This window comes from Pedobacter sp. FW305-3-2-15-E-R2A2 (assembly GCF_038446955.1).
Lineage (GTDB): Bacteria > Bacteroidota > Bacteroidia > Sphingobacteriales > Sphingobacteriaceae > Pedobacter.
The window spans coordinates 2,939,559-2,957,290 of sequence record NZ_CP151803.1 but is presented as its reverse complement, the minus strand read 5'-3'; the positions used below and the strand labels follow the sequence as shown (position 1 = coordinate 2,957,290).

9 protein-coding genes are annotated in these 17,732 nt (G+C 44.6%); all 9 read right to left on the bottom strand.

The window, feature by feature from the left end; all coding sequences use genetic code 11:
* Nucleotides 1-8 precede the first annotated feature (8 nt).
* The gene (locus AAFF35_RS12015) at nt 9-1,541 is read right to left on the bottom strand and encodes a glycoside hydrolase (RefSeq protein WP_342332749.1); all 1,533 of its coding nucleotides are present in this window, start codon (nt 1,539-1,541) and stop codon (nt 9-11) included.
* Between the two features lie 95 nt (nt 1,542-1,636).
* Nucleotides 1,637-3,334: a RagB/SusD family nutrient uptake outer membrane protein gene (locus AAFF35_RS12010; RefSeq protein ID WP_342332748.1), complete on the bottom strand. Its 1,698-nt coding sequence runs from the start codon at nt 3,332-3,334 to the stop codon at nt 1,637-1,639.
* Between the two features lie 11 nt (nt 3,335-3,345).
* Nucleotides 3,346-6,522, bottom strand: a complete 3,177-nt coding sequence (locus AAFF35_RS12005) for a TonB-dependent receptor (protein ID WP_342332747.1) — start codon at nt 6,520-6,522, stop codon at nt 3,346-3,348.
* Nucleotides 6,523-6,768: 246 nt separating this feature from the next.
* Entirely contained in the window at nt 6,769-10,887 is a 4,119-nt protein-coding gene (locus tag AAFF35_RS12000) for a two-component regulator propeller domain-containing protein (protein WP_342332746.1), read from the bottom strand.
* A gap of 178 nt (nt 10,888-11,065) precedes the next feature.
* Nucleotides 11,066-12,304 (bottom strand): hypothetical protein, encoded by a 1,239-nt coding sequence (locus tag AAFF35_RS11995; RefSeq protein WP_342332745.1) that lies wholly within the window; start codon nt 12,302-12,304, stop codon nt 11,066-11,068.
* 16 nt (nt 12,305-12,320) lie between these two features.
* Nucleotides 12,321-13,145, bottom strand: a complete 825-nt coding sequence (locus AAFF35_RS11990) for a glycoside hydrolase (RefSeq protein ID WP_342332744.1) — start codon at nt 13,143-13,145, stop codon at nt 12,321-12,323.
* 109 nt (nt 13,146-13,254) lie between these two features.
* Nucleotides 13,255-14,505 carry a DUF4998 domain-containing protein gene (locus AAFF35_RS11985; RefSeq protein WP_342332743.1) on the bottom strand — a complete coding sequence of 417 codons (1,251 nt, stop codon included), beginning with the start codon at nt 14,503-14,505 and terminating at the stop codon, nt 13,255-13,257.
* 30 nt (nt 14,506-14,535) lie between these two features.
* A complete protein-coding gene (locus tag AAFF35_RS11980) occupies nt 14,536-15,738 on the bottom strand; it encodes a DUF5000 domain-containing lipoprotein (protein ID WP_342332742.1) in 1,203 nt (400 codons plus the stop codon).
* A gap of 14 nt (nt 15,739-15,752) precedes the next feature.
* A complete protein-coding gene (locus AAFF35_RS11975; RefSeq protein ID WP_342332741.1) occupies nt 15,753-17,729 on the bottom strand; it encodes a RagB/SusD family nutrient uptake outer membrane protein in 1,977 nt (658 codons plus the stop codon).
* Between the last annotated feature and the right edge of the window lie 3 nt (nt 17,730-17,732).

The window sequence follows — 17,732 nt, the reverse complement described above, 5'->3', positions numbered from 1 at the left end:
GGGCTTGATTAGATTTTATCGGTTATAAGTGTGGTGATCGATTCCGGCAGAATCCGGATGGAATTGGAATTGACTGTTCCGGCCGCCAGACTCAAACCAGATGAGGTGGTATATGTTTTTATTTTTCTTTGTTTTTTGCTGATCCCCTCGATTTCCAGAGCAATTGCTTCCTTTCGGGTGTTGACAATTACAGTGACGATTTTACCCGCATGGCTATAGCTTGAGGTATACACCTGATCGCCATTTTCCATTTTTATTGGTAACCGGCGACTTCCCTCAGGGATGAAACGGCTATAATTTCCCATTCCCCAAAGCATTTTGCTTTCCACAACGTTCCCGTCGTTTTTGTCTTTGTTTTTATCCCTGTCGATGTACACCAAACCATCTTTATAATCTCCTGCTGAAATGGCCAGCCACCATTGCCAGGAAGTGGCATTGGCATAACTGAAGTCATGGTGCATCAATTTTGCAATAAACAGTGCGGTGGTCATTCCTGTGTCCCTGCCCTCTCCTTTCAACAGGCTATCGCCAAGAACGCAATACTCTGACATCCAAAACCGAAGTTTTTTTACTTTTGCCACTTCAGCGGCCACCTTTGTTCTGATGCGGATGGAACGTTCTTCAGAACTCGTGGTAAAATAGCTATGTCCTGAAATGCTCCGGTCCAGATTGGATAAATCCGCAAGATAACCCGGTGATCCGGCATTGAAAAAGTAAGAGATCTGCTGGCTTTTAGGGGTATCTTTATGATCGGTCAGGTAATCCAGCTGTCCGGCATCGGCAATTTGTATTTTAGTATTTACGCCGCCATTCTTTAAAACCGGGCTCAATGTCCTGACCAGTTCTGCGATTTCTGCATTGGTATAAGGACAGCCTTCCTGCTTGCCTTCATCCCATTTCCATTGGGGCTCATTTACCGGGCTAAGGTAATCTAAAGTGATGCCGCTCTGCTTTTTTATGATTTGAATCGTCTTCAGGAGATCCTGAGCAAAAGCATTTTTCTTACTGAAATCAAGGTTACTTTTTCCATCGCCGGAATAGGCTTTTCCGTTTTTGGTAAAGTTAACATGCGGGCTGTTGACAAAACCCAGAAATTTCTTTACCCCTCTTGCCTTGGCCGCATGCATGAACCACATCTGCCCTCGCATTGCAGCCTCATCATAGGTTCCGTCCAGCTTCAAAAAGGAAGCTTGTCTGCGGGATTTATCTCTGATTCCGCTTGCTGTACCCTGCTGGTCACTTCCGGCACCGATGCTAAAACGCCATAAGTTCAGTCCGATTCCCAGCGGATTTCCTTTGGCATCAAAGTCATTGCTGAATAAAAGATCAGCCATTTTCTTTTTTTTCTCTTCCGGCCAAAGGCCGGCATACTGACAGGTCCAGGCATCGGAAGCTCCGAACCCTTCTATCGTTTGCATCGGATGAGCAACGTCTATCCGGATCTTAACGGGAAGCGCATTCTGGCTTTTCGTCAAGACCGGCAGCAGCAGCAAAACGGCAAAGGTCATCTTAACCATGACCCGACTTTTATTCTTATACATATCTTCTCAATTGGGATAAAAAACATCCGGAAAGCCAGGCTTTCCGGAGTTTAGGTATTCAGGTGCGTGTATTCAGGTGTGTGTATTTAAAAATCCTAATAAAGGGGATTTTGGTCCAGCTTATTGCCCGATGCAAGGATTTCCGCCCTCGGGATCGGCAACCAGTAATGTTTGGGTTCAAACTTGCGTCCATCCAGTGCGATTTTACTGGCAAAACTGAAACTGCCATCGGCATTTTTAGTGATGATGACTCCGCGGCAAGGCAGGTTTTCGGTTACCTCTGCAATTTTCCATCTTCTTACATCGTAAAAACGGTGTTCTTCGAATGCCAGTTCAATCTGACGTTCATGTCTGATTGCAATACGCATATCGTCTTTTCCCACAGCAATTACAGCCGGCATGTTTACACCTGTTCTGGCGCGGATCATATTGATGGCCTGACGGGCGCTGAAAGAAGCTCCGGCAGGAACGGCATCAGGACCATAGGCTTCATTCGAAGCTTCTGCAAAATTGAGCAGGATTTCCGCATACCTGAAATAGATCCAGGGTTGAAAACCGGCATTTCCCCATGGATTTTGCAATGGATAAGCATCATTCATGAACTTTTTAAGGTAGTAACCGGTTTTAGTCGTATTCCAGTTGTCGTTTCCATCTCTGCTGTCTTTTCCACCCGGAATAAAGGTTTCGATATTACGTTCGCGGTAAGCCGCGCCATTGTACAATATCGTCGCCTTAAAACGTGGATCACGGTTTTCATAAGGTTTTGCAGGATCGTATAAGGGGTTTGTTGCATTTGCAGGCAAGCCATTGGTCAGGTCATAGGCCTCCACCATCGTCTGTGTAGGCGTATTTCCTGCCCATCCCCCATAACCATTTGGTCCGTTTGCAATTTCCAGGTGCACATGATTGGCATTTTTGGTGTATACCCGTTCGAATATAGATTCTGTGCTTTGGTTGATCAGGAACATATTCCCGTAACCGCCCTGGTAAATATTGTATTTGTTCAGTGCGATCACCTGTTGTGCTGCATTAACGGCAGCGTCCCAGGTACCTGCAGCATACAATGGACTCGCGGCATATAAGGTTAATCTGGATTTCAGTGCCAGCGCTGCACCTTTTGTAGCTCTACCCCCAACCCAGCTTCCGCTATTGTCCTGAGGCAATTTTGAGGCCGCATCGTCCAGCTGAGCAACCACATAATCAATACCTTCTTTGATCGTTGCCCGTTTAAACAAGGCAGGATCTTGTAAGTCGTCTTTTAATCCCATCACCTTGTCGCCCATCAGCACTACTTTTCCATAGTTTCTGATCAGGTCCTGATAGCGGAATGCCCTGATGAATTTGATTTCGCCCTCCAGCATCGTTTTATGTGCAGCACTCATCTGGATCTTCGCCAGTACCGTCAATGCGTAATTACATTCACGGATACTGCGGTAACTTCTGCCCCAAATCACGCCCAATGCACCCAGACTTTCCGGTGCCAGCTGCCCTCTTTGGATGATCCAGGTGGCATCGTCATTGTTGTAGATGGATTCGTCTGTTAACGAACTCCACATGCTGTATTCAAAGCCACGGCCAAATCCGGGATTTGTACCATCGGCTTCTTTATCCTGAAGCTTTGTTCCAATGTATTCGTTGGTCACAAAAGCTTCAAATACTGCCGTATCCGATTCCAGTGTATTGGTAGGAATCCGGTCTGTTGCTGTTACGTCCAGAAAATCTTTTTTACATGAACTCAGTGCCAGTACACCGCTTATTAGAATAAAAACTGGTATGCTATATTTGTACTTCATTTTGACAAGATTTAAAATTTAACGTTTGCACCTAAATTGATGATCCTTTGCTGAGGGTAAAACTGACCGCTCTCGCTGTTTCCTTCCGGATCATAATCTTTTACTTTGGTGATGGTAAACAAGTTGAATGCACTTGCAAATAACCGGACTCCCGAAATTTTGATCTTCGACAGGAACTCCCCTTTCAGGTTATACGCCAGCTCCACGTTTTTAAGTCGCAGGAAAGAAGCGTTGTTTAGCCAGAAGGTATTTCTATACCCTCCGCCACTGATCGCATTGGATGCGCGTTCGGTTACTTTCGGATAACTGCCATTCGGATTGGTCGGACTAAACCTGTTGTCTGCCCAGCTGCTGTAGAAGTTCCCGATGCTGCCTGATTCCGGTAATACATACTGACTTACCTGTGTCTGGCCTGCAAACAAAACCGACAGGTCGAAGTTTTTATAAGAAGCATTGAAGTTAAAACCGTAAGTGATCTGAGGGATATTGCCATATTTCTGACGCGTCATATCATCCGCATTCAGAACACCATCACCATTAAAATCCTGGAATTTCAGGTCACCTACCTTCGCACCCGGAACATGTGGGTAACTGTCCAGGTCTGCCTGTGTACGGAACATTCCGATGCTGTTGTACAATAAATAGCTGTTTAAAGGACCTCCGGTTTCTCTTTGATAAGCCAAAGTACCGGATGCTTCATCCACAAAGATGATTTTGCTTTTTGCATAAGTGAAATTACCGGACAGGCCCCAGTTGAATTCAGACCCATGGTGGGCATAACCCAATGTACCTTCAAAACCTTCGCTGTTTACTTTACCAATGTTTTCTGAAGGAACCAAAGGATTGTAATTTGCACTTTTATCATTGTAAGGATTCACAATTCCGGATGAGCCTGGAAGAGAAGCATTTCTTGCTGCCAGGATATCAGACCTTTGTTGTTTGAAATAGATCGCCTCCAATGTAAAATTTTGTAAGAAAGTGGCATTGATACCAATATCCAGCTTTTTAGATACTTCCCAGGTGATGTCCGGGTTGGCCAGTTTAGATAAACCTACTCCCGGTTGAATCGTTGGGGTTCCACCTGGTGCCTGTGCGACAAATCCGTTGTTGATCAAAATGTAATTGTCGTAGAACTGGAATCCTTTTACATTGTCATTTCCCAGTGAACCATAGGAAGCCCTCAGTTTCAGTTCGTCAAAGAACTTCACGTTTTCACTAAACCATCTTTCTTTATTGATGCGCCATCCGGCAGAAACCGATGGAAAAGATCCCCACTGCTTCCCTTTCGCAAAAATGGACGATCCATCGCGGCGAAGCTGACCTTCAAACAGGTATTTATCATCATAAGAATAGGCGATTCTGCTGATGATACTTCTGCGGGTATAATTAGAGCTATAACCAGAATTCAGAAAATCTGTTGCTGCTGTTCCACCCTGCGACAATTCCGGCAATTGGGTAGACAGGTAATTGAAACGTTCTGCATCAAAATACTCGATGTTGTTTTTACTTTGTTCAAAACCTACAAAAGCATTGATGTCGTGAAGACCGAAGCGACGTGCGAAGTTCAGCTTCACATTGGAAGTTAGCAGGTATTCTCTTTGCTGAGATTCTTTAAGCGTTGCTTTTTTGTTGTTACCACCATAGATATCAGACTTATAGGAGTCGGAAGAAGCTTGGTATTCGTACAATAGATACGGTTTATTAAAAGTTTTAGTGAAGACATTCGATTTATCGACAGAGAAAAATCCATCTGCTGACAATCCTTCGATCCCAGGGATCTGGTAACTGCCTTTCAGGATCGCATTCAATACCTGTGTAGGGTTATTGCTGGTTCCTCCTAAATCTGTGGCCAATACTGCGGGGTTTGCCCCTTCGATCCCTCTGGTAGGAAATCCATTCGGATAGAATGCAGCTACAATTGGTTTGGCCCTGTAAATGGAACGGAACAAATCGCCTGCACCCGTGATCGGGAATTTCCTATTTTCTTCTCTTCCCGCAAGTGACAAGCCTACTTTAAGTCGTTTGCTCACGTTGGCATCCACATTTGAACGGAAATTGTATTGTTTGTAATTGGCTACGCCGTTTTTATACAAGCCGTCCTGATTGATCATCCCCAGTGAGACATAGTATTTCACATCTTCAGTTCCTCCGGTTACGGACAGGCTATGTTGATTTTGTTTGGTGACATCTTTAAGGACGGTTTTTGCCCAGTCTGTATTTGGAAAAAGCAAAGGGTCAGAACCGTCTCTGAATTTCTGGATTTGCGCTTCGCTATAAGATTGGTTCATGCCTCCTGAAGGACTGGAATCGAAATTGATCTCATTCATCAGCTGTGCATAGGTTGCCGCATCTGCAAGTTTAGGTAAACGTGTTGGTGAACTAAAACCCTGGTTAAAGCTATAGCTGATGGAAGGTTTTCCGGTTTTCCCTCTTTTGGTCGTTACCAGGATGACCCCGTTTGCAGCACGGTTTCCATAAATCGCAGCCGAGGCATCTTTTAATACAGAAACACTTTCAATGTCGTTCGGATCCAGACGTTCCAGTCCGCCGATTTGTCCGGGAATTCCATCAACCACTACCAGTACGCTATTGCTACCTGTTGTCGCTTGTCCGCGGATGGTAATGTTTGAACCGTCATAACCAGGCTCTCCACCTCTGTTATTGACGATTACCCCGGAAAACCTTCCTGCAAGTGAATTGGACAAATTGGGTTGTGGACTTTTTACCAGGTCTGCGCCTTTGATCTGAGAGATCGATCCGGTTACGGTTTCCTTCTTTTGTGTACCATAACCAACAACGATCAGTTCGTTTAATGATCTGGAATCGGGTGATAGTCTTGCATCGAGCACTGCCTTACCTCCAACAGGAAGTTCCAGTTTGGTATAGCCTATGTAGCTAAATATAAGCACCGCATTGTCGGCAGGAACTTTAATGGAATACTTTCCCAATGCATCGGTCATTGCAGCGGTTGTCGTCCCTTTTACAAGTACGCTGACGCCCGGCAATGTACCTCCCTTTTCATCGTAGACAGTTCCGGTTATTACATTTTGGCGAAAATTGACCGTCAGTCCCTCGGAAGCTTTTGTGGACTGGGCAGAAAGCAGCAGCGCATTTATAGCGGTTACTACGAGGGCCCTTTTTGTCATCAGCCAAAACGGAGCATACACGTTTTGTATAACTTTTCTCATATCGTTTATATTTGGTTTTAGGATTAGCTCATCAACTGTTACACCTAAAATCTTATGGAATCTGACTGTGCGCACAGCGTAATTACAGATCTGGGTATCGTGTTGACGAAAGCTAAATTCGATGGTTTTAAACGGAATTCAGGGGGGCAAACTGAGAATATGTGAGGGGTAAAAATGCGGTTTTAGTGGTAAAAGCCTTAAAAACGGCAGAACGGGGGTAATTTAATCCGGGAGCAGGAAGCCGGATTATTTTTTCTTGAGCTCTTTACTCAGGGTGATGTTGTTGGAAAAGTTCTTCCGGTATTTCCGGATGTAATCTGAAGGGTTCATGTGGAACAGTTTATTGAATTGTTCCCTGAAATATTTGATGTCGTTGATGCCGACCATAAACATTGTTTCCGAAATGGTGTTGTCTGTATTGATAAAAATTTCTGCTGCTTTTCTCAGACGAATAAAACGAATGAAGCTATTGGAAGACCTCCCGGAAATGGACTTTATTTTATTGAACAAGCTGGAACGGGAAATGCCAATTTCCTCCGCAAGTACCTGGATAGTAAAATTGGGATCGGTAATGTGTTGCTCTACGATCCGGATACATTCCTGCAGAAAATCCCGGTATTCTGCAGAGATTTTTGAGGTCGTAGGGTTCAGGGTGATCTCGTTATAGAAATACTTCTGCAGGCTGTTCTTGCTTTTCAGGATTCCGGCCACCCTGGCGATGAGTAAGTCTTTGTCGAAAGGTTTGCTGATGTAATCGTCTGCTCCGGTTTCCAGACCTTTCAGTTTAATCTCCGGGGAAGAACTGGCGGTAAGCAATACTACCGGAATATGGCTTAAAGCAGGATCCTCTTTCACCAGGCTACAGATTTCAATGCCGCTGATGCCTTGCATCATCACATCACTGATGATAAAATCAGGCAGCAGCTCCCTGATCATCGTCATCCCCTCTTCTCCGCTTGTGGCCACATGCAAATGATAATAAGGTTTGAAAATGCTCAGCAGATAATCCCTGATCGATTTATTATCATCGATGATCAGTATCGTTTTCTTTTCTGAAGCCAGTGCTTCGTCCTGCGGTTCGGCAGTGACCCGTTCTTCTTCAGCCCTTGTATGGTCTTGTTCTTCTGCCAGCTCCATCAGCAACATGGAACTGCTTTCAGACACGGGAATCACCTGATCGGGATGGATGTGGTGTTTTCCTTTCTTCAGGCTGATGACAAAAGTAGTCCCTTCATTGGGTACACTTGTATACGTGATGGATCCACCATGATTTTCTATGAAATTACGAACCAGGAACAATCCGATTCCAAAACCGGTTCTCAAAGAACTGTTTTCATCCGTTTCCTGGTAAAACCTGTTGTAAATTTTCTCCCCTGCCGCTTCCGGGATGCCACAACCCGTGTCGATCACCTTAATGCTCAGCTGATCCTGGATTTCCAGGATTTCAAGTCTTACGCTCCCTCCTTCGGGTGTAAACTTAATCGCATTCGACAACAGGTTAAATATGGCGATCTCCAGTTTCTCGCGGTCTGCATAGATCCAGATGTGATCTGATGAGCTTACAAAATCGTAGGCAATCCCTCTGGAATTGGCCTGATGGGAAAAGCAGAGGTAAACTTCCTTGCAGAGGTTGACGATGTCCAGATCTGCGGCCTTTAGTTTGTCTGCCTGAGCATCCGCTTTCCTGAAGAGCAAGAGCTGATCTACCAGACTCAATAACCTTTTTGCATTCCGGTAGACGATATTGAGGTTACTCGTATCCACATCTTTATCGTCATGGTACAGCAATTCCTTAATCGGATTGATGATCAGCGTTAAAGGCGTACGGAACTCGTGAGAGATGTTCGTAAAGAAAGAGAGTTTCTTTTCATTGAGTTCTTTTTCTTTTTCACTTTCTATACTCGCTACTTTTATTTTGTATTTCAGGTCGGCCTGTTTATTTCGATAAAGCAGGTACAGGTAGATGAGCAGCGCAATTGTGGCTGCATAGAGCGTGTAAGCCCACCAGGTCCAGTACCAAGGCGGACGAATGTTGATGATCAATACCTTTCCCTGTTCGTTCCAGACGCCATCGTTATTGGAGGCCCTGATGTGGAATTGATAAGTGCCCGGATTTAAGTTCGTATAGGTGGCTTTTCTCTGTGTTCCGACCTGATTCCACTTTTTATCAAAGCCAACCAATTTATAGGCATATTCATTTTTTTCCGGATAGCGGTAGTTGAGTCCGACGAATTCAAAGGAGAACACGCTTTGCTCATAATCAAGCGTCAATTCAGTGCTAAGGTTCAGGTTTTGTTTTAATGGTCCGTTTGGATCAGGGACCACAGATTTATTAAACAACTGAAAATCTGTAATATAAACAGGAGGAATAATTTTATTGAGTGGAATGGCCAGGGGATCAAACCTGATCAGGCCCAATGCTCCTGCGAGGTAAATGTCTTTGCCGTCGTTCAGCAGTACGGAGTTCACATACACCCCATCCGCCTCATCAAAATTCCGGACCTTCATGCTTTTAGGATCAAATCTCGAAAGTCCGCTTTCCGTAGCCACCCAGATGTTCCCATTGCGGTCTTCTGCAATGTCCCTGAATACATTGCTCGCAAAGCCATCCTTTTTTGAGTAGACCACAAATTTCTGATCCTTAGCTTCAAATCTATTCAATCCATCTGGTGTAGCTACCCAAATGTTTTGCCGGGAATCCTGAAACAGCGCTCTGATGATGTTGCTGCTGATTCTGCCATTGGAACGTTCCTCTGAACGGAAAACCTCGAAACGTTCTGTTCGCGGATTGAAACGGTTCAGACCGCCTCCATAAGTCCCGATCCAGATGTCTCCTTTCTGATCCTTTAACAAGGAATATAAGTGGTTATTGCTCAGGGCATATTTATCATTCTTATTGCTGTAATAATGTTTGAAGGTATGGTTATGGCTGTTGTAAACTTTAAGCCCGGCATCGGTAGCCAGGTAATAGATTCCTGGTTCAACCTCCAGGATATCCCGGAAAACATCTTCATTAAACAGGCTCCCCAAAGCGGAATGATGGTCATGATGCGAAAATGTTTTCCCCTGTGGGTCATAACTGTCAAATCCATCTTCCGTCAGGATCCACAGCGTTCCTTTAGCATCGAAATAAAGCTTACTGATGTCGTTACTTTCCAGGCTGTTGGGTGTTCCATTTTTCCTGAATGCCGAGAGTTTTCCGGATTTGTAATCGAAGGTGTACAATCCTTTATTCGTCCCCACCCAGATCTGATCATCTTTACTGGCAAGGCTTTTCACTTCGGCACCGCCAAGCTGAAGCGCTTTCAGGTCGAATTTGTATTGTTTGCTGTCGATCTTTATAAAGCCATTTTTTGCATTGATCCAGATGATGCCGTCCCGGTCTTTATAGGCATCGCCAAAGGCATAGTTGACCAGATTTTTTATCGGCTCCCATTTGTTATTTTCTGTATCCAGCCAATGAAAACCATTGCTTCCGCCAACCAGTAAAGTATTACCCGATACCGGTAGGATGCTATAAATGCCCGGATTGTTTTTATCCGGAGCTTTAATGGCGCTGAAGGTATTATTTTTAAGGTCAAATCGAAACAATCCGCTCCAATAGGTACCTACCCAGATCGCTCCTTTTTCATCATAAGCGATTGCCCATACATCGTTCGGATTTTTAAGTCCCGGCAGTTGTTTTTGTGGAAAGTTTTTGAATTGCTGTGTACGTTTATCGAAACTGTTTAATCCCCCACTCCAGTTCCCCAGCCATAGCCTGCCCTGTCCGTCTTCAATAATTGAGTTGACAGATTTACCCACCATGGCATTTGGTGATTTTTGATTGGGCTGATAAACGGTAAAGGATTTTGTGGCTTCCTGGTATTTGTTAAAGCCATCATCAGTTCCTACCCAGATGACCCCCTGTTTATCGCAAAGCAGAGACCATATTTTGTTGTTACTGATCGAGGAAGCGACGGATTCGTTGTGGTAAAAGGACTGGAACTTTTCGGTCAGCGGATCCATTAAATTTAATCCGTCCATCGTTCCTACCCATAGTCTGCCTTTGCGGTCTTCTACGATCGTACTGATGAAGTTATTGCTGATCGAGGACCTATCGCCGGGCCTATGGTAAAATATTTTGAAAGTATAACCATCAAAACGGCAAAGCCCATTTTCCGTGCCTACCCAGATAAACCCTCTTTTATCCTTAAAGGTAGCCGTCGTATTTTTAGAAGGAAGGCCATCAGAAATGGTATAGGTTTTAAGCGCGTAATTGCCATAGGGAGACTTGCCATTCTCTGCCGGCCATGACTGCGCTTTAAGGTTTGCAGACTGCACCAAAAAATACGCAACAAGAATAAGAATTGGCAGTAAACGCATTTTTTGGCTGGCTGTTGTTTTTTTAGGATTCAAATGTAACAAAATAGTCGGTGGACCAGCCATATTAAACAAAATCGCCAGCACAATCTTTCCTCAGTTGAACCGGAGAGAGAAGTATGCTGACGAAAACAGGGATTATAGGGTATTAAGGGTATTGTGTTGTTAATTAAGTGGTGTATCAGGGCGTATAAGCCCCGCTGTAGGACGTCATTCCATCTTTTCGCATTGCTTCAATAATGAGACAGTTGTAGACATAATCCCAGCTGGAAGTCACCTCCGAATTCTGGTTCAAGCCATAAGGCCACCAATGTTGTGCATCGCCACTCAGCTGCACATCAACACTGCTGTTCTGGATTTTCTTCAATAATGCATTGACATGCTCGCCCTGGTATTTACCACCTGAAATTTTCCCGGACCACCAGGCAGAAGTTCCTGTTCCCAGCGTATGGTTCATTTCATGCAGCATAGTTCTGATGTTCTGCACACCTGTGCTTGCACCAAACCTCATCCAGCCTTCATTGTTGGCATCGGCAGTTGGTACTCCCGGGTCATAATTCAGGTAAACATGTTTGGTTGCGGAGGTAAAGTTTTTGATGTACCAGCTGGCACTATCTATTGGCATTTGCAGGCGATCATAGGCCGCCAATTGCGCTTCAGTAGGGTTTGTTGCTTTATTAAAGGTATAAGTCATTTTACCTGCCGGAATCGTTTTAAAGGTCACATCAGCACTATAGCTAACGCCTTTCGCATTGATGGCATAAGCCCGGACATGGTAATCTGTTTTTTCGTTCAATCCTTTGATCATCGTCCGGAATTTACCAAGTCCTGTGCTGTTGTGCTTTAACTTATTATTGGCCACCGTCGGGTTCGCTGTGGTACTCCAGCAAATTCCTTTCTCAGTCACTGCATTGCCACCATCGGTCAGCACCTCAACATCTGTCGCAGCGAGGGTTGATCCGATGATAAACATTGGGGTAAAGGAGAAAGTCGCGCTGACTACATCTGCGGTATTGAGTTCGATTTCATTACCATAAGCAATTCCGACACTATTTTTAGCGAATGCCCTGACATAGTATTTGGTAGAGGCCGTTAGTCCGCTGAGCCTTGCGATAAATTCACCTGAACCTGACACGCTTGTTGGCGCAACGGTCAGACCGGCGATGGTCGGATTAGGGTTCGTGCCATAACAGATTCCTCTTTCCGTAACCGATGCTCCTCCATTGGCCGAGATCATTCCTCCGGTGGTTGCTGAAACCGTGGTAATGCTGGTAAATGCGGTGGTGGTCAGGGTCGGAATAATTGCTGTACTTAGCGATGATTCCGTGTTTTCTTTTTTGATGGGAAGTACTCCCTTCTTACAACTTCCCGCGACTACCGATAAAATTACAAGATTGAATATCAACAATTTAGTTTTCATAATATTTATTAATGATTTAATTAGAATAGGCGGCTACATAGACATTTCTTCCCTTCATTACTGCGGTCTTTAAAGACCGGGCTGCGGTACCACTATCCCCTCCCATTTGCATATTGATGATCAGCCAGAAAGGCTTGTCGACAAAGTTTGCGGTGTGCGTATCAGTCTTCACATTGTCGACGTAATATTCAATGCTGACATCGGTGGATGAGGTCTTTTCCATCACAATTTTATAGTTGTGCCAGTCCTGGGGCTTAGGAACTGCGCTTAACTTATTTTGCCAGGACAGGTGTTTCCAATCCGGTCCGGTAGCGGTGTTTTGCCAGGTGGTATCTGTGCCTTTAAACTCCATGATGTCACTTTCCGGCGGCCAGCTTTCTGAGCCTGTGATCCAGAATGCGGGCCATGTCCCTTTAGTTGAAGGCACCTGAAAATCACCACTGATGACCCATCTGGGTTTCGCTCCAGTGACCATTATTTTCTCTTTCAGGTGCACTGCTCCGGAATGATAAAAGATCCTTAGTTTGGGATCAGCAGTGCTCTTGCCTTCCCAGGCTTCGTGGCGATTTGCCTTAATTTGCAGCACACCTCCGGAAAGGATGGAGACCTGTTTTTTATACATCCTTGCGGCACCGTTGTGGTCTGTGCCCCAGGGATAGAACATATTCCAGCGTGATTTAAATTTAGCCGGACTGTTAAACGAACCCGAGTCGAGTAAAATGATTGGTTTTTGAGTGTCGGATGCTACTGAGGGCATTGGGCTTTGCTGTGCAATTGCGGCTTGTTTTGTGCTGAAAAGCAGGGACATCAAACTGATGAAATATATCTTTTTGTGGCGCATGATTGATAAATAAGGAGATTAGTTTTTAGTGGAGCACTAAAGTTCCCCGGAGTTCAGCATCTGTATTGAGCTACGTGCTGAACTCCGGGGTCCTTCGATTCAGAACAGGTTACAAATTCTGAATGGTATAAAGGCGAACGTTTCCAATTTTAGTATAATAGCCATTGGCCGGCATTGAAGCAGCAAAACCGATCGACACCTGGGTGGTTTGCGTTAAGGTAAATTCTAACTTCACTGTGGCAGTGGCCGGTTGAGGATTTAAGATTCCATATTTAATGGCAGCAGTTGGAATATCGGCAACCAGCGGTAATGAGCTACCTGCTGCTACTGCGATATACCGAGTTCCTCCTGCATTCTGATCGAGACCATTTGCTTCAAAAGAATAGGTTCCCGCAGGCAGACTAACCGTTTGATAAATCAATGCATCGGTTATCCCCGGAAGTCCCCAGCCCGCTTCGAAGGAAATCATCCCCGAGCCATTTCTGAATTCATAACTCCCGTAAGTATTGTTCACGTTCTTTGCTCCGGCACTTGTGGTCCAGTCGGCCACCAAACCCCATCTGGAATTGTCCCAGCTAGATCTGGAAAAATTGCCACCGGCATTCTTAAGATAGGTATTGGTCACGTTTATTTTGAGGAATGCAGGTGCCACGATCTGTCTTGTGCTGACCGCCGAGTAAAAGGTATCGACGCTGATCGTGTCCGGTAAAAACAGCGTTTTGTAATTGATCGTGGAACCATATTTGAAATCCTTCAAAGCGATTCTGGAAGAATCTATAGGAATTCTGACTGTGGCCGACTGGTTGTTGAGCTTGGTATACGTGATATCCGTCGCAAATACACCGGTTAAACGGTCCATACCCAACCAATTCAGGGTAGTAATACCCGTAGTTTCATCCGTCTTTGCATCCGTAATGTCTCTGTTTGTCAACCCAGCCTGGTATCGGCTTCCATAAGTACGTCCGGAAGTATTTACCGGGATTGAACGGTTTCCTGCCGCATCATAAGTATAGATCAAAAAGTTCTGAAAACCTTCAGTGGCAATATTGACAAACCGATGAATCGTATCAGCGATCATTTCTTTCGTCACGGGTATCACCAGGGAATCTTTTTTATTGTTCCAGAAGACCCTGCATTCAACAATTTTCGGATCTGAAGTGATCATGCCTTTGATCATGACCCGGTTCTTACCGGAGTAAACTTTCACGGAATCCAGTTTACCGATATAGGAAATCTCGCCATCTTTAACGAACTCTTTGTACTTATCCGCCTTTTCGCAAGAAGCAAGCGTTATCGCCATCATCGCAAGCAGCACTAAACGAGGCAGCTTAAACAGGCGATTTAATATATTATGTTTCATCTTTATAAGATTAAATTTCGGGGTCATTAACTATCTTGGATCACCATAAACCTGAACTTCAGCCACTGACATAAAGGTGGTACCCTGCCAGTTTTTATTGTTCTTGATGCGGAGGTACCGCACTTTAGGTGCACCAATTTTGAGGCTGTAACTGAATCCGGCATTTGCAGCGGCATAATCCTCTCCTGTTTGCACACCGTAAGCACTTCCTGATGGTTTTTTGGCCTGGAAGGTGCCCATAAGGGTCCAGTTGTTAAAGCTGCCATCAGCTGGCGGATTATCAGAACCCCATATTTCGAATTGGTTTACCCCACCTCCATAATAGTAGGTTCTTCCCGCGTTCAGGTATTCAGGATAATCCCAGATCACGATCCTGCTCAAAGTGGCCGGCTTACCCAGGTCAAAGGTGACCCATTGAGGCGTCAGGATGGTCGTCTTTGTCAGGGAAATCCTTGGCCAGTCCATGATATTTCCATCCCACATATAACTCAGGCTGGTAGAAGTATATTCCTGTGTGGCATCCGTAGGTAAGGTAATCGGACGATAATCCGTTTTAGGTAGTGCCGTCTCATAAAGTGGCTTCAGCGTCGCATACAAGGTATCGCTGTAGTTGAGCCAGCGGTCTCTGATCGTGACCGCAAACTTCTGTGACACGGTATCAAAACCACGTACCGACTGATCAATGTCAATCACTTTGGTATAGATATTTTTCGCACTGGGAACGTATTTTCCATCTTTCTGAACCAGGACTTCAATGGCAAGATCAGACTGAAAAGTATTCTTTGCCGTCAGCTTGATACCAGCAAAATCAGCGATCACCCCCAGGCTTCTATATACAGACCAGATGGCATTCTCCAGCGGTTTAACTTTAACCTCTACAGGTGTGGAAGCGACTTCACTGCGATTTACCGAATAAAGTTTAACCGTGTGTTCGTCTGTATCACCGAAACCAACTACTTCAAGTGAGCTGTTGTAGATCGATGATTTGACCTCGTACTCCTTTCCACTGTTTAGTGTATAGACTGCTTTTACGTATAAAAGATCTTTTTCATTTGGTAAAGAGTAGGTGATCTTGGCCTTTCCAGGACCATTTTCCACACTTATATTCGACACTATACCTGGTGGGGTCTGATTGTCTGTTAAAGGCAACAGCTCATCTTCTTTACAACCTTGGCTAAGTATGATCAGTCCCAGAAAAAAGGAGACCAGCTTTATCATATTATTGTTTCTCATGTTCTTTAATTTAATTACCATCCTGGATTTTGCGTCAGTTTTGGGTTAACGGTGATATCATAAGTCCTGATTGGCCACAGGTAATCTCTTGGTGCGATAAAACTCTGAGGGTAAATGGTCCTTACTTTATAATACTCCTGTTCTGTACCCTGAGATACACTCCAACCGGTAATGTTTTGATTGAACATCTCGGTCGCCTTTTTCCATCTCAGAATATCCCAATAACGGCTGCCTTCGAATGCCAGCTCTATTAAGCGTTCCTGGTGGATGATTTCGCGCATTCCTGTCTGATTGCCAAATTTTGTTGGATTGCTTGAATAATCGGTCCATGCTTTTTGAACATCTAACAATCCCGCGCGCTTACGAACACGGTTGATATAGTCAAAAACCTCCGCATCAGGTGCAGACAGCGTCTCGTTTAAGGCTTCAGCATATATCAGGTAAAGGTCTGCCAGTCTGACTTGTGGCCATGGATAGGCACGATAGGAAATATTGGAAGAAGTACTTGCCATGTTCCAGTCGACCACCTTTTTGATGAAATATCCGGTTTCATTATACCAGCCGTAATTATTAGCGCCGGCAAGCTGAACAGATTTACCTTCCAAAACATAAGTAGCTGAATCTGAACTCGTAGGGCTATCGTATTTATACCAGACCCCGCCATCAAACCCAAGGTCAGCATAAAACCTCGGCTCTCTGTCGAAATTGAGACGTGCTGTGGTATAACCTTGCTTTACATGAAAGCGCTCTCTTCTGATGGCCGTTCTTAAGGAATATTTGTTATTAAAATTCAGGGTTTTATCCTCGTTGATGGGCACACCATTAACGGTATAGAACTGTTCAGCAATTTTTATGGGTACACTCAATTGCTGTCTGGCAGTACCGACACCAATATTGGTATTGATTCTCGCCATTGCATTTCTTTGCAGGCCTTCTGCCGCTAAAGAATTAGGATTCGCCCATACATGCTCAGCATTCCATCTTTCAGTAAATGCATTGCGGATGGACATTTGTCTTTTAGTGGTATCAGAAAGTTTAAATGCAGATACCGGAAATTCATACAGTTTAAAACCTGCAGCTGTCGCTGCTTCAATCGCTGCTTTCGCTGCATCGGAGGCCAGCTTCCATTTATTGGCATCGTAACTGGTATTAAAAAGATTGATCCCATCCTGATCTTTGAAACCGGCATAATCGCTATTTCCGTTAAACAACGGGCTTGCCGCCATTAATAACACCTTAGCTTTAACCGCTAAAGCGATTGGTTTTGTGATGCGCCCCAGTTCCGAGCCACGGTCGCCGATGATCAGGGGTAAAGTTGTGGCAGCCGAATCTAAAAGACTGGTGATGTAAGTCACACCTTCATCAAAAGGCGCTCTTTTAACCCTGACATCATTTTCCGCCGCACTAATGTCAATGTTACTTTTTACCAATGGAATAGGACCATACATCCGCAACAGGTAAAAATGATAATAGGCTTTTAAAAACTGTACTTCTGCAATCCAGCGTTCCCGTTCATCTTGCCTGAGGTCCAACACCTTAGTCGGGTCCTTCACATTTGCTAAAAAGATATTGCAGTTGCGGATACCCGTAAATAGTCCGTAGAATCCGACTCCACTATTGTCTTGCGGACCTCCACCTCCCCTTCTGGAACTCCAGGCGTTGGAATAAGGATCAGCAGCATTCTGTGAACCTCTCGCAATCTGCCAGGCATTCGGACCAAATTCCCTCTGGTCATAGGGAATCCAGACCTCATCACCGGCCATATATCCAATATTATAGGTGGGATCTCCATCTTTTGGAAGGAAAGAATAACAGGTGTACAGGTATTTTTCGGCCTCATTGCGTAAAGTAAAGGCATTATCAATCGTCGGGATATTGTCCGGTATGATGTCCAGATATTTCTTGCAGGAGGAGAAAGCCGTCAGCAATAAAACGCTTATCATTAAATAGGAGCGTATTTTACTGGCTTTATTTAGGTTTAAATTATTCATGAT

Excerpts from the sequence above, each read along its gene's own strand:
- AAFF35_RS12005 (WP_342332747.1), bottom strand. The coding sequence starts at position 6,522 with ATGAGAAAAGTTATACAAAACGTGTATGCTCCGTTTTGGCTGATGACA.
- AAFF35_RS12010 (WP_342332748.1), bottom strand. The coding sequence starts at position 3,334 with ATGAAGTACAAATATAGCATACCAGTTTTTATTCTAATAAGCGGTGTA.
- AAFF35_RS11975 (WP_342332741.1), bottom strand. The coding sequence starts at position 17,729 with ATGAATAATTTAAACCTAAATAAAGCCAGTAAAATACGCTCCTATTTA.
- AAFF35_RS11980 (WP_342332742.1), bottom strand. The coding sequence starts at position 15,738 with ATGAGAAACAATAATATGATAAAGCTGGTCTCCTTTTTTCTGGGACTG.
- AAFF35_RS11990 (WP_342332744.1), bottom strand. The coding sequence starts at position 13,145 with ATGCGCCACAAAAAGATATATTTCATCAGTTTGATGTCCCTGCTTTTC.
- AAFF35_RS12000 (WP_342332746.1), bottom strand. The coding sequence starts at position 10,887 with ATGCGTTTACTGCCAATTCTTATTCTTGTTGCGTATTTTTTGGTGCAG.
- AAFF35_RS12015 (WP_342332749.1), bottom strand. The coding sequence starts at position 1,541 with ATGTATAAGAATAAAAGTCGGGTCATGGTTAAGATGACCTTTGCCGTT.
- AAFF35_RS11985 (WP_342332743.1), bottom strand. The coding sequence starts at position 14,505 with ATGAAACATAATATATTAAATCGCCTGTTTAAGCTGCCTCGTTTAGTG.
- AAFF35_RS11995 (WP_342332745.1), bottom strand. The coding sequence starts at position 12,304 with ATGAAAACTAAATTGTTGATATTCAATCTTGTAATTTTATCGGTAGTC.